The sequence below is a fragment of the Providencia rustigianii DSM 4541 genome (assembly GCF_000156395.1).
GTDB lineage: Bacteria > Pseudomonadota > Gammaproteobacteria > Enterobacterales > Enterobacteriaceae > Providencia > Providencia rustigianii.
Genome location: NZ_GG703818.1, coordinates 354,057 through 371,585 on the forward strand (window position 1 = coordinate 354,057; position 17,529 = coordinate 371,585).

The following is a 17,529-nucleotide window of genomic DNA, read 5'->3' on the forward strand; positions in this document are numbered from 1 at the left end:
TATCCATAGATTCAATCATCTGGTTCGGAAATCGTTATGACGGAACTCAAAAAACCAAAAATCCTGAATATTCAAGATATCGCACAGTCCAAATTATTCAGCATCCAATCTGTTGATCTCGAATTCAGCAACGGTGAAAAACGCGTTTATGAAAGAATGCGTCCAGCAAAACGCGAAGCGGTTCTCATTGTTCCGATCATCGATGACCACCTAATCTTGATTCGTGAATATGCCGTTGGTATTGAAAATTATGAGCTGGGTTTCCCCAAAGGAGCTGTTGACCCTGGAGAAGAGCCTCTTGATGCTGCCCAGCGCGAACTCAAAGAAGAAATTGGCTATGGTGCCCGCCAAATTATTCCTTTGGCAAAACTCACCATGTCCCCATCTTATTTCTCTAGTAAGATGAATATCCTCATTGCTAATGACCTATTCAATGAAAAGCTAGAGGGCGATGAACCCGAACCATTACAACAAGTTAAATGGCCGATAGCTCGAATGATGGAGTTACTCGATCACCCTGATTTCAATGAAGCTCGTAATATTAGTGCGCTGTTCTATGTTGAGCGTTATCTAAAAAATAACGCGGGGTAATACAAAATATTATCCATCTCTGGCATTTACGTAGCTTTAAAATAATTACACCCCATGTTAAGAAACGATGGGGTGTAATAAAGATCACAATAACGAGATTAGAATAGTTCTTGGCTTGATCCGCCATCTGTTGAAATCATCGTTCCAACTTCTTGTACCGCACGTTCTTTCGGCTCAGTACCTTCAATAAAGTATTCACTTCGTGACGGCCCACCTGATGACAATTTACCTGTTCGCGTATCGATGGAAACTGAAATAATACCTTTTGGTGGCTTCATGGTTTTAACGGGAACACCGTCAAGAATGACTTTCATAAAATCATCCCAAATCGGCTGCGCGCTCTTAGCTCCGGCTTCACCACCACCCGCAGCCGTTCGGCCTAGAGTACGTTTGTTATCATCAAAGCCAATCCAAGCAGATGCAACCACATCAGGCCCATATCCGGAGAACCACGCATCCTTCGAGCTATTGGTTGTTCCTGTTTTACCGCCAATATCCCGTCGCCCAGCTAAATCTCGTCCAGCTCGCCAACCCGTACCAGACCAACCTGGCTCACCATAAATATTGGTAACCATCGCATCACGAATTAAGAAAGATAACGGAGTACTAATCACATGAGGCGCATACTTATCCTCTGAACGAACCTGCTCAGCCGCAGCTGGAACGTCCATTGTTGGTTCCTGATTAACGACGCTGCTGTGAGATTGTGTCACTTCTTCCGTTGCATCATCTTCTGAATCCCTGATTGCAATAGTACGCTCCGTATCCCCATAAATAACTGGAATATCGGTACATTCCGGACAGGCCAGTTTTGGTTCCGCCTCAAAAATCACTTCATCATTATGATTTTCAATTTTTAAAATGTAGTAAGGGTCTATTAAATATCCCCCATTAACCATCACCGCGTAGCCACGAACCATCTGCATTGGTGTAAACGACGGAGCACCTAACGCCAACGCTTCTGTGCGGTTAATATTTTCTTTTGGGAAACCAAAACGGGTTAAATAATCTGCGGCGTAATCCACACCCATTGCACGCATAGCCCGCACCATCACCACGTTTTTCGACTGCCCTAAACCTTGGCGTAAACGAATGGGACCATCATACCGTGGCGGTGAATTTTTCGGACGCCAATCTGAACCAGCCCCTGCATCCCAGCGACTAATCGGCACATCATTCAATAATGAGGCTAGCGTTAAGCCTTTATCCATCGCTGCGGTGTACAAGAATGGTTTAATGTTCGAACCGACTTGGCGCAGAGATTGGGTGACGCGGTTGAATTCACTCATGTTGAAATCAAAACCGCCCACTAACGCTATCACAGCCCCATCATTTGGATTCAATGCCACAAATGCGGCATTAACATCCGGAATTTGTGCTAACCACCAGCTATCTTTTACCTGACGAACCCAAATTTGTTCTCCAACCTGCACCACTTTATTCACCGCAGTTGGTGTTCCACCCTGTTGAGTATCAGAGATAAATTTACGTGCCCAGCGAACACCAGCCATAGAGATTTGAATGTCTGAACCATCGGCTAACATCACTTTCGCATCGCTACTATTTGCCGCAATGACAACCGCAGGGATCAATGGGCCATATGTGGGTAGTTTTTTCAGTTTTTCAACAATCTGCTCTTGCGTCCATGGGGTTTCATTGGCTGTCCATAGCACTTCAGCAGGACCACGATAGCCATGACGAATATCGTAATCAATCAAGTTATTGCGGACCGCTTCAGTTGCAGCCAATTGATCTTTACGCACCACCGTTGTGTAAACTTTATAACCGTCGGTATATGCGTCTTCACCATATTTTTCATACATAGTTTGGCGCGCCATTTCGGCTAAATATGGGGCAGAAAAATCAACCTTCGGTGCATGGTATGACGCTTCAATTTTTTCACTCTTCGCTTGTTCGTACTGATCGCGCGTAATGTATTTCTCTTCCAACATTCGCATCAGTACAACGTTACGTCGGTTAATCGCGCGTTCATAAGAATACAGCGGGTTAAACGTCGATGGCGCTTTTGGTAACCCCGCAATCATCGCCATTTCACTTAAGGTCAACTCATTGACTGTTTTACCAAAATACACATAAGCCGCGGCACCCACACCATAAGCTCGGTTACCTAAATAAATTTTATTCAGGTATAGCTCCATAATTTCGTCTTTGGTGAAAAGCTGCTCTATGCGAATGGCAAGGAAAGCTTCTTTTGCTTTACGCATCAATGTCTTTTCAGGACTTAAATAGAAGTTTCTCGCTAATTGCTGGGTGATTGTACTCGCCCCTTGAGAAGCATGCCCCGATGATGCCATAACGGTAACCGCTCGGAAAATACCAATCGGGTCAATACCATGATGGTCATAAAAGCGGCTATCTTCAGTCGCAATAAAGGCATGCACTAACATCGGTGGAATGTCAGTTAGTGGCAATGGAATACGGCGTTTCTCACCATATTGGGCGATCAGTTCATTATCTGCACTGAATACCTGCATTGGGGTTTGCAGACGGATGTCTTTCATTGTTGCGACATCAGGTAACTCGCCCTCGACATATTTATACATGCCATAAATCGAAGCGGTTCCCAAAAAAATGCAACAAACCACAAGAATCAAAAAATATTTTACGAACTTCACCGAAGAATTCCCATACTCAACTGACAGGCGGGTTTAGATATCACAGCCGCATAGTATAAAGCTTATACAGCGCAATAGAAAACGTAATTTAATTGTTAATGATAAGGACATTATGTATGTACTCACCAAAATGGAACATTGGAATTGAACTTTCTCAGCATCACATTCAACTTGTTGCTGCTAAAAAACACCGAAAATACTGGTCATTATGTGAATGCTGGCAGCAAAAATTACCCACTGAAATAAATCATTTAGTCCTTGAGGAACAACGCGTAATTTTACTGAATATTTTAAAGCAATGGCGTCAGAAATTACCGAAAAATTGTTCAGTTTCCATTGCACTACCTTCAATGAGAACATTAAAGCAGCAAGTTAGCCTACCCAATCAAATGAATTTGCAACAACCAGAATTAGGCTGGTATTTACAAACTCAAATCGAAAAACGGTTTCCGATGCAAGCGGAAGACCTTTCGGTGGATTATCGCATCATCAATCAACAAGTCTATTTCAATGCGGCTCGCCAATCCGATATCCTATTTTGGCAACATTTACTCAAGGAGAGTGGCTATTCACTCTCAGCTGTAGATATCGCACCGATTGCACTTCGCTATCTCGCTAAACAAGCCCATCTTCCCGATGAAAGTTGGCTAATCCATTACCGGAATGGCGAATGGTTATGGTCTGGCCCTATCAGCCAACCTGCAAATTATAACCATATTCAAGATAATCAATTGACCGACATCACCCAAATAATTCCATTATTAACTAATGACCTCGAATATTTAAAATTACCCATCTATTACATTAGTGACCATTCACAACCTGATTCACCTCCGCAATGGGATTTACTGCAAGCTTTTCATCACTATCCCATCAAACTTCCTCGCCAACTAGGGGATTTTGTGATTGCAGCCGGATTAGCACTTCGTCATAAGGATATTTGAATGTACCAAGTAAATTTTCTTCCGTGGCGCACACAGAATACCCTTAAGCAGAAGCGACTATTTTTTATATTCGCTTTTATGATGACCGTTCTCTTTGTGAGTTTAGGGGGGTACTGGACTATCTTGCAAACTCTTGGTATAGCACAATCCAAAATTCGTCATGCCCATCATCAAGAACAACGACAAAAATTACAGCAGCTAAAACATCAAGTTAATGAAAAACAGCAGCAATTAGAAAAGCTATTGAATCGCCGAAAAACAATTGATCTAGATGCTCAATACAACCAATCGTTATTAAATTTATTAACCTCGCTCACATCCATAATACCCGAAAAAAGTTGGCTTTCTTCTTTCCAGCTACGGGAGCAACGTTTGGAGCTAAAAGCCCATAGTTATTATTTTCAAGATATTCATCAACTCTCTTCTCAACTTATGGATAACCCTCACATTGACCATGTTCAGCTAATTAAACTTCGACGAATAAAAGCGCTCAACCAATTACATGTTAGTGCCAATTTTGAAGGAGGAACCGATGAATAACAGTTTTCATCGATTCTGGTATTGCCCACTTTGGCAACAGTCTATCCTGATTATTTTATTACTTATTCTAGGTTCTATTGTCAGTTATTACGGCTATTGGCAAGTACAGAACCAACAACAAAATGGCCTTAATGATGCCAATGTACAGCTACACAACGATAATCTTCAATATCACGAGTTTTTCACTCAAAACCCATCATTGCACCAGCTAGAACAACAAATACAAGGGGACATATCATCCACAGATTCGCCATCGGATCCCCACTCTTTTATTGTTTATTTACAACACGCTGTTTCACGTTCAAGGGTGATATTGAATCAACTACAGCCAATTGATGTTGAAAACTCACGCTATCAATTAGAAATACAAGGCGAATTTAACAATCTTATCCATTTAATCCAGTCTCTTATTATCCACCCCTCACTAAACCACTGGCGCTTATCTGAAGTTTCATTAACACAAAAAAATAATGCGTTAGTGGCTACGCTGTCAGTATCGTTTTTCAAGGAGGAAAATCATGAGTCACCATAACATTTTTTATATTGGGATTTTCCCTCTATTGTTCTGCATGATGAGCTATGCCGAGAGAGGAAGAGACCCGTTTATAGCGTTACTGCCCGATGAAGACATTCCATTACTTGCAGAACATACGCCCAAAATTATTCCCGTTGAAGAACCATTAAGTGAAAAAATATTTCCGTTAATTTCGGTGGATGCGCAATTGGTTTACCAGCAGATAATCCAAACTGATCTGAAGCTATTATCCGAAAAGGGGCAAGCAAGCTTCGATACAACAACCAATAGCCTAATCATCACCGAGAGTAAACCACGGATGGCCTTGATCACCGAATGGCTAAAACAAAAAGATATTCCTCAGCAGCAAGTGCAAATTACCGCCCATATTGTGAGTAGCACCCGTACGGCATTACAGGCCTTGGGATTAGAGTGGGGAATGCTGGGAGAGATGGCAACCAACCCACACCATAGCCGATATAACCGCTATAACACCGAACCAGGGAAAGTGGCATTGAACATTTTAAAATTGGGGGATGGGCTATTAGAAATGAAGCTTAGTGCCCTAGAAAAAGCAAATTTATTGTCGATTATTGCTAGCCCGAGGCTGGTTGCCTCTCACCAAAAACCTGCCAGTATTCAGCAAGGTACTGAAATTCCCTATGTCACAAATACAGATAAAAAAAGCCATGTACAATTTAAGGACGCGGTGCTTGGTATGGAAGTCACACCAACGATTTCACGGGATAACAAGGTGGAAATGGTATTGAAAATTAGCCATAACTCTCCCGATACCGCCATCACTACCAGCCAAAATCACCATTTATCCATTAATAAACAAGAGATAGCTACATCGGTCACGATAAAAAATAATGACACATTAATTCTTGGGGGCATTTTTCAACAAAAACAGGAAAAAACGGAGGCTGGTATTCCATTTCTATCTCAACTACCCTTATTAGGAAATTTATTTACAAATAGCTTTCAACATATTGATCGGCGCGTTTTGATCGTTTTTATTACACCAAAACTTATCAATATTTAGCATAAAAAAATAACATCCATACATTCAATTAGTTGAATGTTTAAAATGCGTAAGTTCGATGAAATTATTATTTTTTATTCTATAAACCTACCGGATAAATTTGACGCTGAGGTCGTTTTAGCATACAAGGTTATCCATTAAGTGTTCTAACTATCGGTAGATTAAAGAACAAGCTGTCAACTGCTTATAAAATAGCAACAATATTTTTGCTTTAGAATTAACAGCTTCCCTCATTTTTTGTGGGTTTTATAGCCTGTTAAAACTCATGCTAATCAATGCATTATGTAATGTAGACAGCTCAAATATAGAAACCAGTAACTGCAAATCTGACACTTTGTTTCCTGAGTGCCAGATTTATGTAGTTGCAATTCAGGTTGATGTATTGAGATAATTTTCATATCTGATCTCACATCATCAATTAATGAGGTTTCAGTTTAGGTCCCGCCGCTAATTCGATTGGCGGGGCGGGTGATCATTAACGAATAATCGTAGTAATACCAAAAAACATGGCAGAGAAACGCAATATCTTTCTGGTTGGACCAATGGGAGCCGGAAAAAGCACTATTGGTCGTCAGTTGGCTCAACAGCTTAATATGGAGTTTTTCGACTCCGATCACGAGATTGAAAAACGCACTGGTGCAGATGTAGGCTGGGTATTCGACCTCGAAGGTGAAGAAGGCTTCCGCGATCGTGAAGAGAAAATCATCAACGAACTTACAGAGAAGCAAGGCATTGTTCTAGCGACTGGTGGCGGCTCTGTTAAATCTAAAGAGACTCGTAATCGCCTATCAGCTCGTGGTGTCGTTGTGTATCTCGAAACCACTATTGAGAAACAACTATCTCGCACACAACGTGATAAAAAACGTCCTCTATTACAAGTGGATGAACCCGTACGCGAAGTTTTAGAAAAATTAGCCGATGAACGCAACCCTATGTATGAAGAGATCGCAGATATTACGATCCATACAGATGAGCAAAGCGCTAAAGTTGTTGCTAACCAAATCATTGAGCTGTTAGAAAAGAACTAATCCTTTTAAATCAGATGTAATGAATTCAAGGTAAAAGCAAGATGGAAAAAGTCACTGTTACTCTGGATGAACGCAGCTATCCAATCAATATTGCACCTGGATTGTACCAACAACAGGATGCATTTTGGCCACTAACTGCGGGTCAACGAGCAATGATAGTGACGAATGAAACTCTCGCGCCACTCTATTTGAATAAGATCCAACATGTTCTCGAAGCATCAGGAGTGAAAGTCGATTCGATCATTCTTCCTGATGGTGAACAGTACAAATCGTTATTCATCATGAATGATGTTTTTACCGCATTACTCGAAAAGCACCATAACCGCGACACAACTCTCATTGCTCTTGGTGGGGGAGTGATCGGTGATTTAACCGGTTTTGCCGCTGCCAGTTATCAGCGTGGCGTACGCTTTATCCAGGTACCAACCACCCTGTTATCTCAAGTAGATTCTTCTGTTGGCGGAAAAACTGCGGTTAACCATCCTCTAGGTAAAAACATGATCGGGGCGTTTTATCAACCCGCTTCTGTCATTGTCGACCTAGACTGCTTAAAAACCCTTCCCAAAAGAGAACTTTCCTCAGGACTCGCCGAAGTTATCAAATACGGCATAATTCTGGATGGTGAATTTTTCAGTTGGTTAGAGAATAATATCGAAGCCTTAATGGCACTCGATAACCAAACTATGGCCTACTGTATTCGCCGTTGCTGTGAGCTCAAAGCTCAAGTCGTTGCCGCTGATGAGAAAGAGACGAGTGGATTACGTGCGCTACTCAATCTTGGGCACACCTTTGGTCATGCCATTGAAGCTGAAATGGGCTATGGCGTTTGGCTACATGGTGAAGCGGTTGCTGCGGGTATGGTTATGGCAGCTAAAACTGCAGAATTAATGGGTCGCTTTACACCAGAGCAAACCCAACGTGTTATCGCTCTACTAAAACGCGCTGACTTACCCGTCACGGGTCCTGAAAAAATGCAACCAGATGACTATTTACCTCACATGATGCGAGATAAAAAAGTGATGGGCGGGAAATTACATTTAATCCTCCCAACCACGATTGGACACGCCGAAATGCGTTCTGATGTGGATGCACCGACAGTCGTGGCTGCAATCACCTCCTGCATGCCTTAAGGTTTTGCGACTTTACGTAAAAAGCATTATTTATTCCTGATTATTTTCAGGGGTTTTGAAATGTTACTGGCAGATATCAACTAAAGTCGTTAAATTATAGGCTCAGCCTAACACCTATAAACGAATTACTGATTAAGTGGCTAAGATAATAGCAATCTCATTGAAATTGGAATGAATTTGCTAAACAATCTATCCTTTAAAAGTAAGCAGTAACACACTGTTTGGTCGTGAACAGGTCGTAACGATAAGAGACATTTTATCTCTACTACAGGCAAACTCATTTCGGGAGAGGAAAATGGACGAATTTAAACCAGATAATCAGCCTAAAGCACAAAATGATTTAAGGCCTGATACATCAGACAGACCAACAGGACGCTCGCGTCCCGCTGCCACGGCTAAGCCAAAAATCACACTATCACGCCAGCACATCATGATTGGTGTTGGGGTCTTAGTGTTGTTGTTACTGATCATTGCTATCAGTTCCGCGTTAAAAGCACCAACAGAGCATGAGAAATTACAATCAGATAGTGCAAATGAACGTAATATCGATTTATCCGGTTCATCATCACTAACTAACTCTAATAGCCAAACACTAACTCAACCAGGTCAAACTCAAGAGTTAAACGGTCAGCAAATCAATCCAACCCCGACCCAAAGTGAGCCACAAATTCAAACTAATGGTCTCGGTGAACGTATTGAAATTCCTGGCGATGTGGCGGATGCACTCAATCAAGGCCAAACCTTACCACCTGAAGTAACAGCGCCAGCGCAAAATGTGACTCCGTTGACACCATCACAAGTTAAGCCGGTAGAACAGCAACCTGCGGTTAAACCTGTCTCTCCAGAAAAAACTCAACCAAAAGCGACTAAGCCAGCTGAGCAGAAACAACCTGTTCAATCTAAACCAGTGACTAAACCTGCAGCTAGTAACCAAAGCGGTAATTCGGTAGCAGCATCCGGCAGCTATACTCTGCAATTAAGCAGCGCAAGCCGCTCAGATACATTGGAAGCATTCGCTAAAGAGAATAAACTCGCTAACTATCAAGTCTATAAAACCATTCGTAATGGGCAAACTTGGTATGTTTTGATCCACGGAAACTACAGCTCAGTCAATGAAGCTAAAAGCGCAATTGCAAAATTACCTGCGCCAGTTCAAGCTAAAAAACCGTGGGTTCGCAATATGAAACAAGTTAAACAGGATCAAAAATAACAACGTTTTTCCCCGGGCGCATATGTGTTGTCCTGAAAGAGTACCGACAGAGTTACTCTAAACGATTGTAATAATAAGACGGCATGAAAAAGAAACGCGCTTTTTTAAAATGGGCTGGGGGTAAATACCCACTTGTGGAAGAGATTAAGAAGTATCTTCCACAAGGTAATTGCTTAGTAGAACCTTTCGTAGGTGCAGGGTCAGTGTTTTTAAACACTAGCTATGATTCATATGTGCTAGCAGATATTAACAGTGACTTAATCAACCTCTATAACACGGTTAAACATCGACCTGATGCTTTTATTGAAGAAGCACAGCAGCTATTCACACCTGAATATAATACGTCTGAACAGTATTATCTAATGCGGGAAACCTTTAACAAATCTAAAGACCCCGCAAAACGTAGCATCCTATTTCTGTATCTCAACCGCCATTGCTATAACGGGTTATGCCGCTATAACTTACGAGGTGAATTTAACGTCCCTTTTGGGCGCTATAAAAAACCGTATTTTCCACGAGACGAATTACTGTGGTTTGCTGAAAAAGCACAAAATGCGATCTTCGTGACTCAAGGCTACAGCGAGACATTACTCAATGCGCCAGTAGGCTCCGTTGTTTACTGTGATCCGCCTTATGCGCCGCTTTCTGAAACGGCTAATTTTACGGCTTATCATACCAATTCATTCAACGCAAAAGAGCAGCAAAATTTAGCATTACTGGCACATAAGTTGTCATCAGAACGCGAAATTCCCGTACTGATTTCAAATCATGAGACCCCACTGACTCGAGAGTGGTATCATCAAGCACAGCTGCATATTGTTAAAGTACGTCGCACTATTAGTCGAAATATATTGAACCGTGCCAAAGTCAATGAGCTCTTGGCTTTATACGCGGGAACATCGAAAACTCTATAGGTACTGTCAGACAACGACGAATAATCGGAGACAATTATGAAAGATTTTCTCATTGCCCCATCTATTTTATCTGCTGACTTTGCTCGTTTAGGCGAAGATACTGCCAAAGTCCTCGCTGCGGGTGCAGATATTGTGCATTTTGATGTAATGGATAACCACTATGTACCGAACTTAACCTTCGGGGCACCAATCTGTGAAGCACTACGAAAATACGGCATCACCGCACCTATTGATGTGCATTTGATGGTTAAACCCGTAGATCGCATTATTCCTGATTTTGCAAAAGCAGGTGCAACGCATATTAGTTTCCATCCTGAAGCCAGCGAACACGTTGATAGAACATTGCAATTAATCAAAGAAAGTGGCTGTACTGCGGGTCTAGTATTCAACCCTGCAACTCCCCTAAGCTACCTCGATTACGTGATGGATAAAGTCGACATGATCTTGCTGATGTCAGTAAATCCTGGTTTTGGCGGCCAATCTTTTATCCCACAAACACTGAACAAATTGCGCCAAGTTCGTAAAATGATTGATGAAAGTGGTTATGATATTCGTTTAGAAGTCGATGGCGGCGTTAAAGTAGACAATATTGCTGAGATTGCAGCGGCAGGTGCAGATACCTTTGTTGCGGGTTCCGCAATCTTTGGTCAACCTGACTACAAAGCGGTTATCGATGCCATGCGTAAAGAATTACAAAAGGTATCTCAATGACACACGCAGTTTTAGAAAGTATTAAGGCAATTGCTTTTGATTTAGATGGCACACTGGTTGATAGCGCAGGTGGCTTAGCCGACGCTATCGATAAAACCCTAGAAGAGTTGAATCTTCCACCAGCAGGTAAAGAACGTGTCTCCATTTGGGTCGGTAACGGTGCTGATATTTTAGTTAAACGCGCATTGGAATGGGCGGGCGTTACACTAACTCCGGAATTGCATAAAAATGCGCGTGAGAATTTTGATAAGCATTATGCGACGACAGTTAATACTGGCAGTCAGCTATTCCCTGAAGTTAAAGAGACCCTAGATACCTTGGCAAAACATAACCTGCCAATGGCAATCGTTACCAATAAGCCAACGCCATTTGTTGCGCCATTATTAGAAAAGCTAGGCATTGATAGCTACTTTTCTTTAGTGCTTGGCGGTGATGATGTGAAAAAAACCAAGCCGCACCCAGCGCCGTTGTATTTAACCATGGGCAAGTTTGGATTACGCAAAGAAGAATTGCTTTTTGTCGGTGATTCCCGTAATGATATTATCGCAGCCCACAGTGCTGGCTGCCCAAGCGTAGGGTTAACCTACGGTTACAACTACGGTGAGTCAATCGCAATTACTGAGCCAGACTATGTGTTAACTCATTTTTCTGAGTTACTCTCCGTTATTGATTTATCGAAATAAAACTCCCCAATAATTCGAGCTGTACTCACTCACAGCTCGAAATCTAAAAGGGTATAAAAATACTAAAAGGACAGACAAAAAAATGAGTACACCCACTGAGAAATCCAAACCAACCCAGAAACCTATTGTATTCAGCGGCGCACAGCCTTCCGGTGAATTAACCATCGGTAACTATATGGGGGCGTTACGTCAGTGGGTTAAGATGCAAGATGATTACGACTGCATTTACTGTATCGTTGACCAACATGCCATCACTGTTCGCCAAGATCCGGTTGAGCTGCGTAAAAGAACCCTCGATACATTAGCGCTCTATTTAGCTTGCGGTATTGATCCTAAGAAAAGTACCATTTTCGTTCAGTCCCATGTACCACAACACGCACAACTGAGCTGGGCATTAAACTGCTATACCTATTTCGGTGAACTTAGCCGTATGACGCAGTTTAAAGACAAATCAGCACGCCATTCAGAAAACATCAATGCGGGTCTGTTTGACTACCCAGTCCTGATGGCTGCCGATATTCTGGTTTACCAAACTAACCAAGTTCCTGTTGGGATAGATCAAAAACAGCACCTTGAGCTGAGCCGTGATATTGCACAGCGTTTCAATGCCATCTACGGCGAGATCTTTACTGTACCTGAACCATTCATTCCTAAAGATGGTGGCGCACGCGTGATGGCGCTACAAGAGCCAACCAAGAAGATGTCAAAATCTGATGACAACCGCAATAACGTCATTGCGCTGTTAGAAGATCCAAAATCCGTTGTGAAGAAAATTAAGCGTGCAATGACTGACTCTGAAGAGCCGCCACGTATTTGCTACGATATTGAAAACAAAGCAGGGGTTTCTAACCTATTAGATATCCTAGCTGGCGTAACAGGCAAAAGTGTCGCAACACTGGAAGCTGAATTTGAAGGTCAAATGTACGGTCACCTGAAAGGCGCTGTTGCCGAAGCGGTTTCTGAGATGCTGACTAACTTACAAGCTCGCTATCATGAGTTCCGTAACAATGAAGCGCTGCTAAACCAGATAATGGATGAAGGTGCAACCAAGGCCGCAGCACGCGCTCAAGAAACTTTAGATAAAGTTTACGATGCGATCGGCTTTGTAAAACGTCCACAGCTGTAAGTTATCGTCACCGAAAAGCCAATCAATTCATTTGATTGGCTTTTTATTTTTTAGATTAATTTGCTGAATACAGCTTGCCATCTTTCACATAACCTAATTTTGATAATTCTCCATTTTGATCTCGCTCTTCAAGCGCACCCTCAACAGAGCCATTCACAAAGCTAGCTTTAATGTGTAGATTATTTTTTGGCGTATCATAATAGGATTTATAATCGCCATTTAAGCGGTCATTACTGTATCCCATCTCTGTATCTAAATTACCATTTTCGAGGTAAGACTTAATCACCCCATCCACCTTGCAATTCTTCACTGGGATATGCATATTCAACTTACCATTCTCGTAGTAAGTGTAGATATTTTTATCTAGGCAGTTATTTTTAACCCACGATTTAAATTGGATATTTCCATTCGGATAACGCTCAACATACTCACCATCAGGAGCGCCTTCGGGGATGTTTAGCTCAGGCATTCTCAAGTTTTCTAACTCTTTAAACTCTTCTAATGGGACGCCGTTATCACCCTGAGAGGCTGGCTGAGAAAGGCAACCGGACAACGCTAAGGTCACAGAGAACACAATCGCAATATTGATAATTTTCATCACTATCCTTTTAACTCAAGCCATTTACTGACTTGAAGATGCACAAAATATATTGAGTGCCACGATAGTTCATGTTGTCTCTGAGGAAATGAAGCAGAATCTTCTTATTTTGAATGGCAAGAAAGTTAATTGAAGAATCAATACAGTTGAGTATGAACAAAATTCCTTAAGAAAGTGTCCTGATTTAGTTGTGCAGAACAATGAAAAGCGGATTTAACTAGAAGACACTTAAATTAAATTAGGCTAATCTATTTGTCTTAAGTTTGTTTAAAAGGATTTATATTATGTCAGAGAAAGACTCCCCCGAAATAGGTGAATGCCAACACGTCTCGTATCACAGACCTCATTGGAGTGAAAATGGGAAATGCAGTTGGGTTGATATTCAACGTCAACATAAATCGCTCAATGCCGAAGCTAAATGCATCGTGCCGCCAACTAAAGCTATACCTGTCATTTTTATCCCAGGGATTATGGGAACGAATTTAAAAAATAATATGGATGACCAACCTATCTGGAGAGCTGATTGGATTAAAGGCGCGGATACGTTACCGTTCGTCGGATTAAATGGTAAAAAAAGACGCGAACTATTAAATGTTGATACGACCAAGGTTGATGGTGAAGGTAAGATTAAATCCAGTAATCTCACTGTTTATTCAGATGATGGTAATTTATTTCCGAGTCGGAAAGAACGCCATTGGGGTGAAGCCCTTTATCTCAGTTATGGTGAGTTTTTAGATGTATTTCAAACTACATTGATCGATGATTGGCAACGAGATATAAAGCGAATGACCAATCCAGTATTGGCGAAGCAAATAGATAAAACGATAAATATTAATGGAGTGTTAAGTCAATTACAGGCAGTAAGTAAAAAAAATGATGAAAGTTATGAGTCTGATTTTACGGAAAAAGAACTGAGTCACTTCAAGCATTTTTTATTCCCAGTCCATGTTTTTGGATATAACTGGCTGGTTGATAATGCCATATCAGCGGCTCAACTGGTTGACTATATTAATGAGGTTATAAAAACCTACAAGTATCAACATGGGCATGGTTTGGCAGTAGAAAAAGTCATTATTGTCACGCACTCCATGGGAGGATTGATTGCCCGTTATGCCTCTCAAGTTTTAGGTGCCAAAGAGAAAATTTTAGGTATCGTACACGGGGTTATTCCTGACATTGGTTCACCTGCGGCATATCGTCGAATGAAAACAGGGGCAGGAAAGGAAGGTACCGCAGGTCTGGTTTTAGGAAAGAATGCAGAGGAACTCATGTCGGTGTTGGCATTTGCACCTGCTCCTTTACAACTATTACCCTCACCAAAATACCCTTCAAATTGGCTCAAGTTTGAAGAAGGAGAAAGTTACCCGAAAGTTGATCCATTCGAAGAGATTTATTTACGAAATGATGTGTGGTGGCGACTTTATGAGCCGGATATTTTGGATAAGGATCAAGTAACCATACGAAAGAATGAAAAATCTTATGCTAAGTTAATGAGAGGTTCTGTTAAAACATTCATGATTAAGATGGAACAAGGAAAATATCATCCGAACACCTATGTTTTTTATGGAAAAAAAGTTAAATCAGATAGTTTTTTAACATGGGTAAAAGAAAATAAAAAATATCAAAATCCATATACAGGGCAATCTTTTATTCCCCAATATACAACACATGACCGTCAGATAGTTCAACTCCCCAATGGGGAATATTGTGAATACTTATTAACACAATCAAATACGGCTGGAGATGGAACTGTTCCCGTTGAATCGTTACATGAAATAAAAAAATACCCTTTACTTAAAGGATGGTTAGCGACAAATGTTGACCATCAAGATGCTTATGAAGTCAGTGGGTTGAATCCTGAGAAGTACAGTGAAGCCATTAAATTCACGTTGCAGTCGATAATTAAAATAGTACAAGAGGTGGATATTCGTGCGGCGGAATAAGGCATTATTCGTTGGAATATTAGGTATTGTGCTTATTGTGGGAGGGCTGACTTGGTATTTATTACCTTATCAACTCCCTGAGTTGACAGACAAGGAAAACGTGATGATTGATACCTTATTTGAAAAAACGAAACCCCAGTGTATTGGGCGTTATGTTATCGATATTCCTGAGTCATTTAATAACAAATTGAATGACCAAATTTATATTGATGATTTTAAAATAGAGAGTAAGTTTATTTACCCCCCTGCATTTAAACAACGAATTCAACTACGAGAAGAAGAGCTTCGAGAAGCGATTAACCGCCCTGAAAATGAGATGAAGAATGCTCCATACCTGAAAGAGGTGATCCTATTACCGGATGGTAAGGGCGTTATTTTTGACAGAAATAAACCCGGAGCTGATGATGCATATCGAATATTGGAGGCGCATGTATATACTAATCTTATTGCATTTATTATTACGACGGAAATTTTAGATTTATCAGCAGATAAGTATGCAAAAGAAAAAAAATCATATATAGATATTTCTGGATTTAGTGAGTTTGAAACGAATACAAAACATTCTCAATTGGCTGCTATGCAATCGCTTATTTCTCGGTTAAGTGGACGGTTAGATCATGAAATCCCTACAGATAAAGGCGTTTGTATCCCGAATGGCTTTATTCTAGATGATACTAACAAACATCAACAAAAGATCGCTTTTTCCTATAAAAATGATGAGCTTTTATTGTTCTTGGAATCTGATAATCGTTACGTTGGATCTGATGATACATTATTAAATAGAGAAAAAGAGATAAATGAGGCAATGAGCCAACAAGGGATGCGTACAATAAAAAAAGGAAATTTATCGATTAATAACATTCCAATACAAGAATGGTTAATGGCAGGAAATCAGGAAGTTTATTCTAAGATGGAGAATAAAAGGATATCCAACTTACCCTATTATGATTTTTGGCTTTTTGCTAATGAAGCAATATCAACTGAAATGATGCCATTACTACATGTAGGTATGAATAATCGAAATAAATTCTCTTCGTACAGCGATGCTCAAATGGTTGAAATTTGGGATCGGATTGTTGGTTCTCTGCGTTATAAACCGAATGCGTTTTAATTCACACTAGAGCGATTTTTCAAATACTGAAGGTATAAATAGGCAGCCTTTACCTAACATAAAGGCTGCAATCAATCAGATAATTAACGGTTAGAATCTAATTGCTCATTATTGCTGAGAACGTCTTGAGCCTTGGTGTAACTCTCAATTAGCAGTTGATAAGCAGGGAAGATTTGAGTGTAAGCCTGTGCCCATTCTGCTGCATCTTCGCGATTCCATGTTTTTTGTAATTCAGAGGCAACAGCCGCAGTATCCATTGGAACAACCCCAGCTTGAACAACGCGTGCTAATGTAATTTCTTGAGCCATTTTGCTGTAAGTGCCAGATGCATCAATAACGACAAAAACTTGATAACCATCCGCTACTGCACTAATCGCAGGGAATGCCATACATACGCTGGTAATAGTTCCAGCAATAATCAACTGCTTTTTACCCGTCGCTTTGACCGCAGCAACAAATTCAGGGTTATCCCACGCATTAATTTCACCACGACGAGCAATATATTGCGCATGGGGTGCATTTTGATGAATTTCAGGGATCAATGGACCGTTAGGACCTTGAGGAACTGAAGCGGTCGTAATAACAGGAATATTCGCTAACGATGCCATTTTCGCTAGGACTGAAGCTCTAGCGCGTAATTCAGTCATTGGCATATCACCGACCGTTTGGAATAAACCACTTTGATGGTCTATCAACAACATAACAGCATCATCTGGGTTGATAACAGGACGCTGACCATTGAAATTTGCTGGATTACTCATAATAGAACCTCTTAATCGATAAAGTCGTAAACATTATTAGGTTA

General features: G+C 41.0%; 17 protein-coding genes. 14 read left to right on the top strand and 3 right to left on the bottom strand.

From position 1 onward, the window contains the following. Positions 1-36: 36 nt before the first annotated feature. Positions 37-591 carry an ADP compounds hydrolase NudE gene (nudE, locus tag PROVRUST_RS06690; protein WP_006813991.1) on the top strand — a complete coding sequence of 185 codons (555 nt, stop codon included), beginning with the start codon at positions 37-39 and terminating at the stop codon, positions 589-591. A 98-nt stretch (positions 592-689) separates the two neighbouring features. Here nudE and mrcA read toward each other — a convergent pair whose 3' ends face one another. After that, entirely contained in the window at positions 690-3,227 is a 2,538-nt protein-coding gene (gene mrcA, locus PROVRUST_RS06695) for a peptidoglycan glycosyltransferase/peptidoglycan DD-transpeptidase MrcA (protein WP_039854678.1), read from the bottom strand. Positions 3,228-3,343: 116 nt separating this feature from the next. On the opposite strand from mrcA, the gene pilM reads away from it, so the two are divergent. The 11 genes from pilM (at position 3,344) to trpS (ending at position 13,072) form a co-directional block, all read left to right on the top strand. Continuing rightward, a complete protein-coding gene (gene pilM / locus PROVRUST_RS20510; RefSeq protein ID WP_006813993.1) occupies positions 3,344-4,171 on the top strand; it encodes a pilus assembly protein PilM in 828 nt (275 codons plus the stop codon). Continuing rightward, a complete protein-coding gene (locus PROVRUST_RS20515; RefSeq protein WP_006813994.1) occupies positions 4,172-4,711 on the top strand; it encodes a PilN domain-containing protein in 540 nt (179 codons plus the stop codon). It abuts the gene before it with no gap. Then, a complete protein-coding gene (locus PROVRUST_RS06710) occupies positions 4,704-5,243 on the top strand; it encodes a hypothetical protein (RefSeq protein ID WP_006813995.1) in 540 nt (179 codons plus the stop codon). The genes PROVRUST_RS20515 and PROVRUST_RS06710 overlap by 8 nt, the downstream gene beginning before the upstream one ends. Next, positions 5,230-6,270, top strand: a complete 1,041-nt coding sequence (locus PROVRUST_RS06715; RefSeq protein WP_006813996.1) for a transporter — start codon at positions 5,230-5,232, stop codon at positions 6,268-6,270. Before PROVRUST_RS06710 ends, PROVRUST_RS06715 begins: the two co-directional genes overlap by 14 nt. Before the next feature lie 506 nt (positions 6,271-6,776). Beyond that, the gene (gene aroK / locus PROVRUST_RS06720) at positions 6,777-7,298 is read left to right on the top strand and encodes a shikimate kinase AroK (protein ID WP_006813997.1); all 522 of its coding nucleotides are present in this window, start codon (positions 6,777-6,779) and stop codon (positions 7,296-7,298) included. A 41-nt stretch (positions 7,299-7,339) separates the two neighbouring features. Next, positions 7,340-8,428, top strand: a complete 1,089-nt coding sequence (gene aroB, locus PROVRUST_RS06725) for a 3-dehydroquinate synthase (protein ID WP_006813998.1) — start codon at positions 7,340-7,342, stop codon at positions 8,426-8,428. A 295-nt stretch (positions 8,429-8,723) separates the two neighbouring features. Beyond that, on the top strand, positions 8,724-9,638 hold the full coding sequence (locus PROVRUST_RS06730; protein WP_006813999.1) for an SPOR domain-containing protein: 915 nt from the start codon (positions 8,724-8,726) through the stop codon (positions 9,636-9,638). Positions 9,639-9,721: 83 nt separating this feature from the next. Then, positions 9,722-10,552 (top strand): adenine-specific DNA-methyltransferase, encoded by an 831-nt coding sequence (dam, locus tag PROVRUST_RS06735; protein WP_006814000.1) that lies wholly within the window; start codon positions 9,722-9,724, stop codon positions 10,550-10,552. A 36-nt stretch (positions 10,553-10,588) separates the two neighbouring features. Beyond that, positions 10,589-11,263, top strand: coding sequence for a ribulose-phosphate 3-epimerase (rpe, locus tag PROVRUST_RS06740; RefSeq protein WP_006814001.1), 675 nt, complete (start codon positions 10,589-10,591; stop codon positions 11,261-11,263). Next, positions 11,260-11,946, top strand: coding sequence for a phosphoglycolate phosphatase (locus PROVRUST_RS06745; protein ID WP_006814002.1), 687 nt, complete (start codon positions 11,260-11,262; stop codon positions 11,944-11,946). The genes rpe and PROVRUST_RS06745 overlap by 4 nt, the downstream gene beginning before the upstream one ends. Positions 11,947-12,028: 82 nt before the next feature. After that, on the top strand, positions 12,029-13,072 hold the full coding sequence (gene trpS / locus PROVRUST_RS06750; protein ID WP_006814003.1) for a tryptophan--tRNA ligase: 1,044 nt from the start codon (positions 12,029-12,031) through the stop codon (positions 13,070-13,072). Positions 13,073-13,127: 55 nt separating this feature from the next. On the opposite strand, the gene PROVRUST_RS06755 is transcribed toward trpS, so the two are convergent. Next, a complete protein-coding gene (locus PROVRUST_RS06755) occupies positions 13,128-13,670 on the bottom strand; it encodes a toxin-antitoxin system YwqK family antitoxin (protein ID WP_006814004.1) in 543 nt (180 codons plus the stop codon). A gap of 284 nt (positions 13,671-13,954) precedes the next feature. On the opposite strand from PROVRUST_RS06755, the gene PROVRUST_RS06760 reads away from it, so the two are divergent. Beyond that, positions 13,955-15,613, top strand: coding sequence for an esterase/lipase family protein (locus PROVRUST_RS06760; RefSeq protein ID WP_006814005.1), 1,659 nt, complete (start codon positions 13,955-13,957; stop codon positions 15,611-15,613). Continuing rightward, the gene (locus tag PROVRUST_RS06765) at positions 15,600-16,724 is read left to right on the top strand and encodes a T6SS immunity protein Tli4 family protein (protein WP_006814006.1); all 1,125 of its coding nucleotides are present in this window, start codon (positions 15,600-15,602) and stop codon (positions 16,722-16,724) included. Before PROVRUST_RS06760 ends, PROVRUST_RS06765 begins: the two co-directional genes overlap by 14 nt. 83 nt (positions 16,725-16,807) lie before the next feature. Here PROVRUST_RS06765 and PROVRUST_RS06770 read toward each other — a convergent pair whose 3' ends face one another. Next, positions 16,808-17,485, bottom strand: coding sequence for a hydrolase (locus PROVRUST_RS06770; RefSeq protein WP_006814007.1), 678 nt, complete (start codon positions 17,483-17,485; stop codon positions 16,808-16,810). Positions 17,486-17,529 lie beyond the last annotated feature (44 nt).

Excerpts from the sequence above, each read along its gene's own strand:
- aroK (WP_006813997.1), top strand. The coding sequence starts at position 6,777 with ATGGCAGAGAAACGCAATATCTTTCTGGTTGGACCAATGGGAGCCGGA.
- PROVRUST_RS20515 (WP_006813994.1), top strand. The coding sequence starts at position 4,172 with ATGTACCAAGTAAATTTTCTTCCGTGGCGCACACAGAATACCCTTAAG.
- PROVRUST_RS06730 (WP_006813999.1), top strand. The coding sequence starts at position 8,724 with ATGGACGAATTTAAACCAGATAATCAGCCTAAAGCACAAAATGATTTA.
- PROVRUST_RS06745 (WP_006814002.1), top strand. The coding sequence starts at position 11,260 with ATGACACACGCAGTTTTAGAAAGTATTAAGGCAATTGCTTTTGATTTA.
- nudE (WP_006813991.1), top strand. The coding sequence starts at position 37 with ATGACGGAACTCAAAAAACCAAAAATCCTGAATATTCAAGATATCGCA.
- PROVRUST_RS06755 (WP_006814004.1), bottom strand. The coding sequence starts at position 13,670 with ATGAAAATTATCAATATTGCGATTGTGTTCTCTGTGACCTTAGCGTTG.
- pilM (WP_006813993.1), top strand. The coding sequence starts at position 3,344 with ATGTACTCACCAAAATGGAACATTGGAATTGAACTTTCTCAGCATCAC.
- aroB (WP_006813998.1), top strand. The coding sequence starts at position 7,340 with ATGGAAAAAGTCACTGTTACTCTGGATGAACGCAGCTATCCAATCAAT.
- trpS (WP_006814003.1), top strand. The coding sequence starts at position 12,029 with ATGAGTACACCCACTGAGAAATCCAAACCAACCCAGAAACCTATTGTA.
- PROVRUST_RS06710 (WP_006813995.1), top strand. The coding sequence starts at position 4,704 with ATGAATAACAGTTTTCATCGATTCTGGTATTGCCCACTTTGGCAACAG.
- PROVRUST_RS06770 (WP_006814007.1), bottom strand. The coding sequence starts at position 17,485 with ATGAGTAATCCAGCAAATTTCAATGGTCAGCGTCCTGTTATCAACCCA.
- dam (WP_006814000.1), top strand. The coding sequence starts at position 9,722 with ATGAAAAAGAAACGCGCTTTTTTAAAATGGGCTGGGGGTAAATACCCA.
- PROVRUST_RS06715 (WP_006813996.1), top strand. The coding sequence starts at position 5,230 with ATGAGTCACCATAACATTTTTTATATTGGGATTTTCCCTCTATTGTTC.
- rpe (WP_006814001.1), top strand. The coding sequence starts at position 10,589 with ATGAAAGATTTTCTCATTGCCCCATCTATTTTATCTGCTGACTTTGCT.
- PROVRUST_RS06760 (WP_006814005.1), top strand. The coding sequence starts at position 13,955 with ATGTCAGAGAAAGACTCCCCCGAAATAGGTGAATGCCAACACGTCTCG.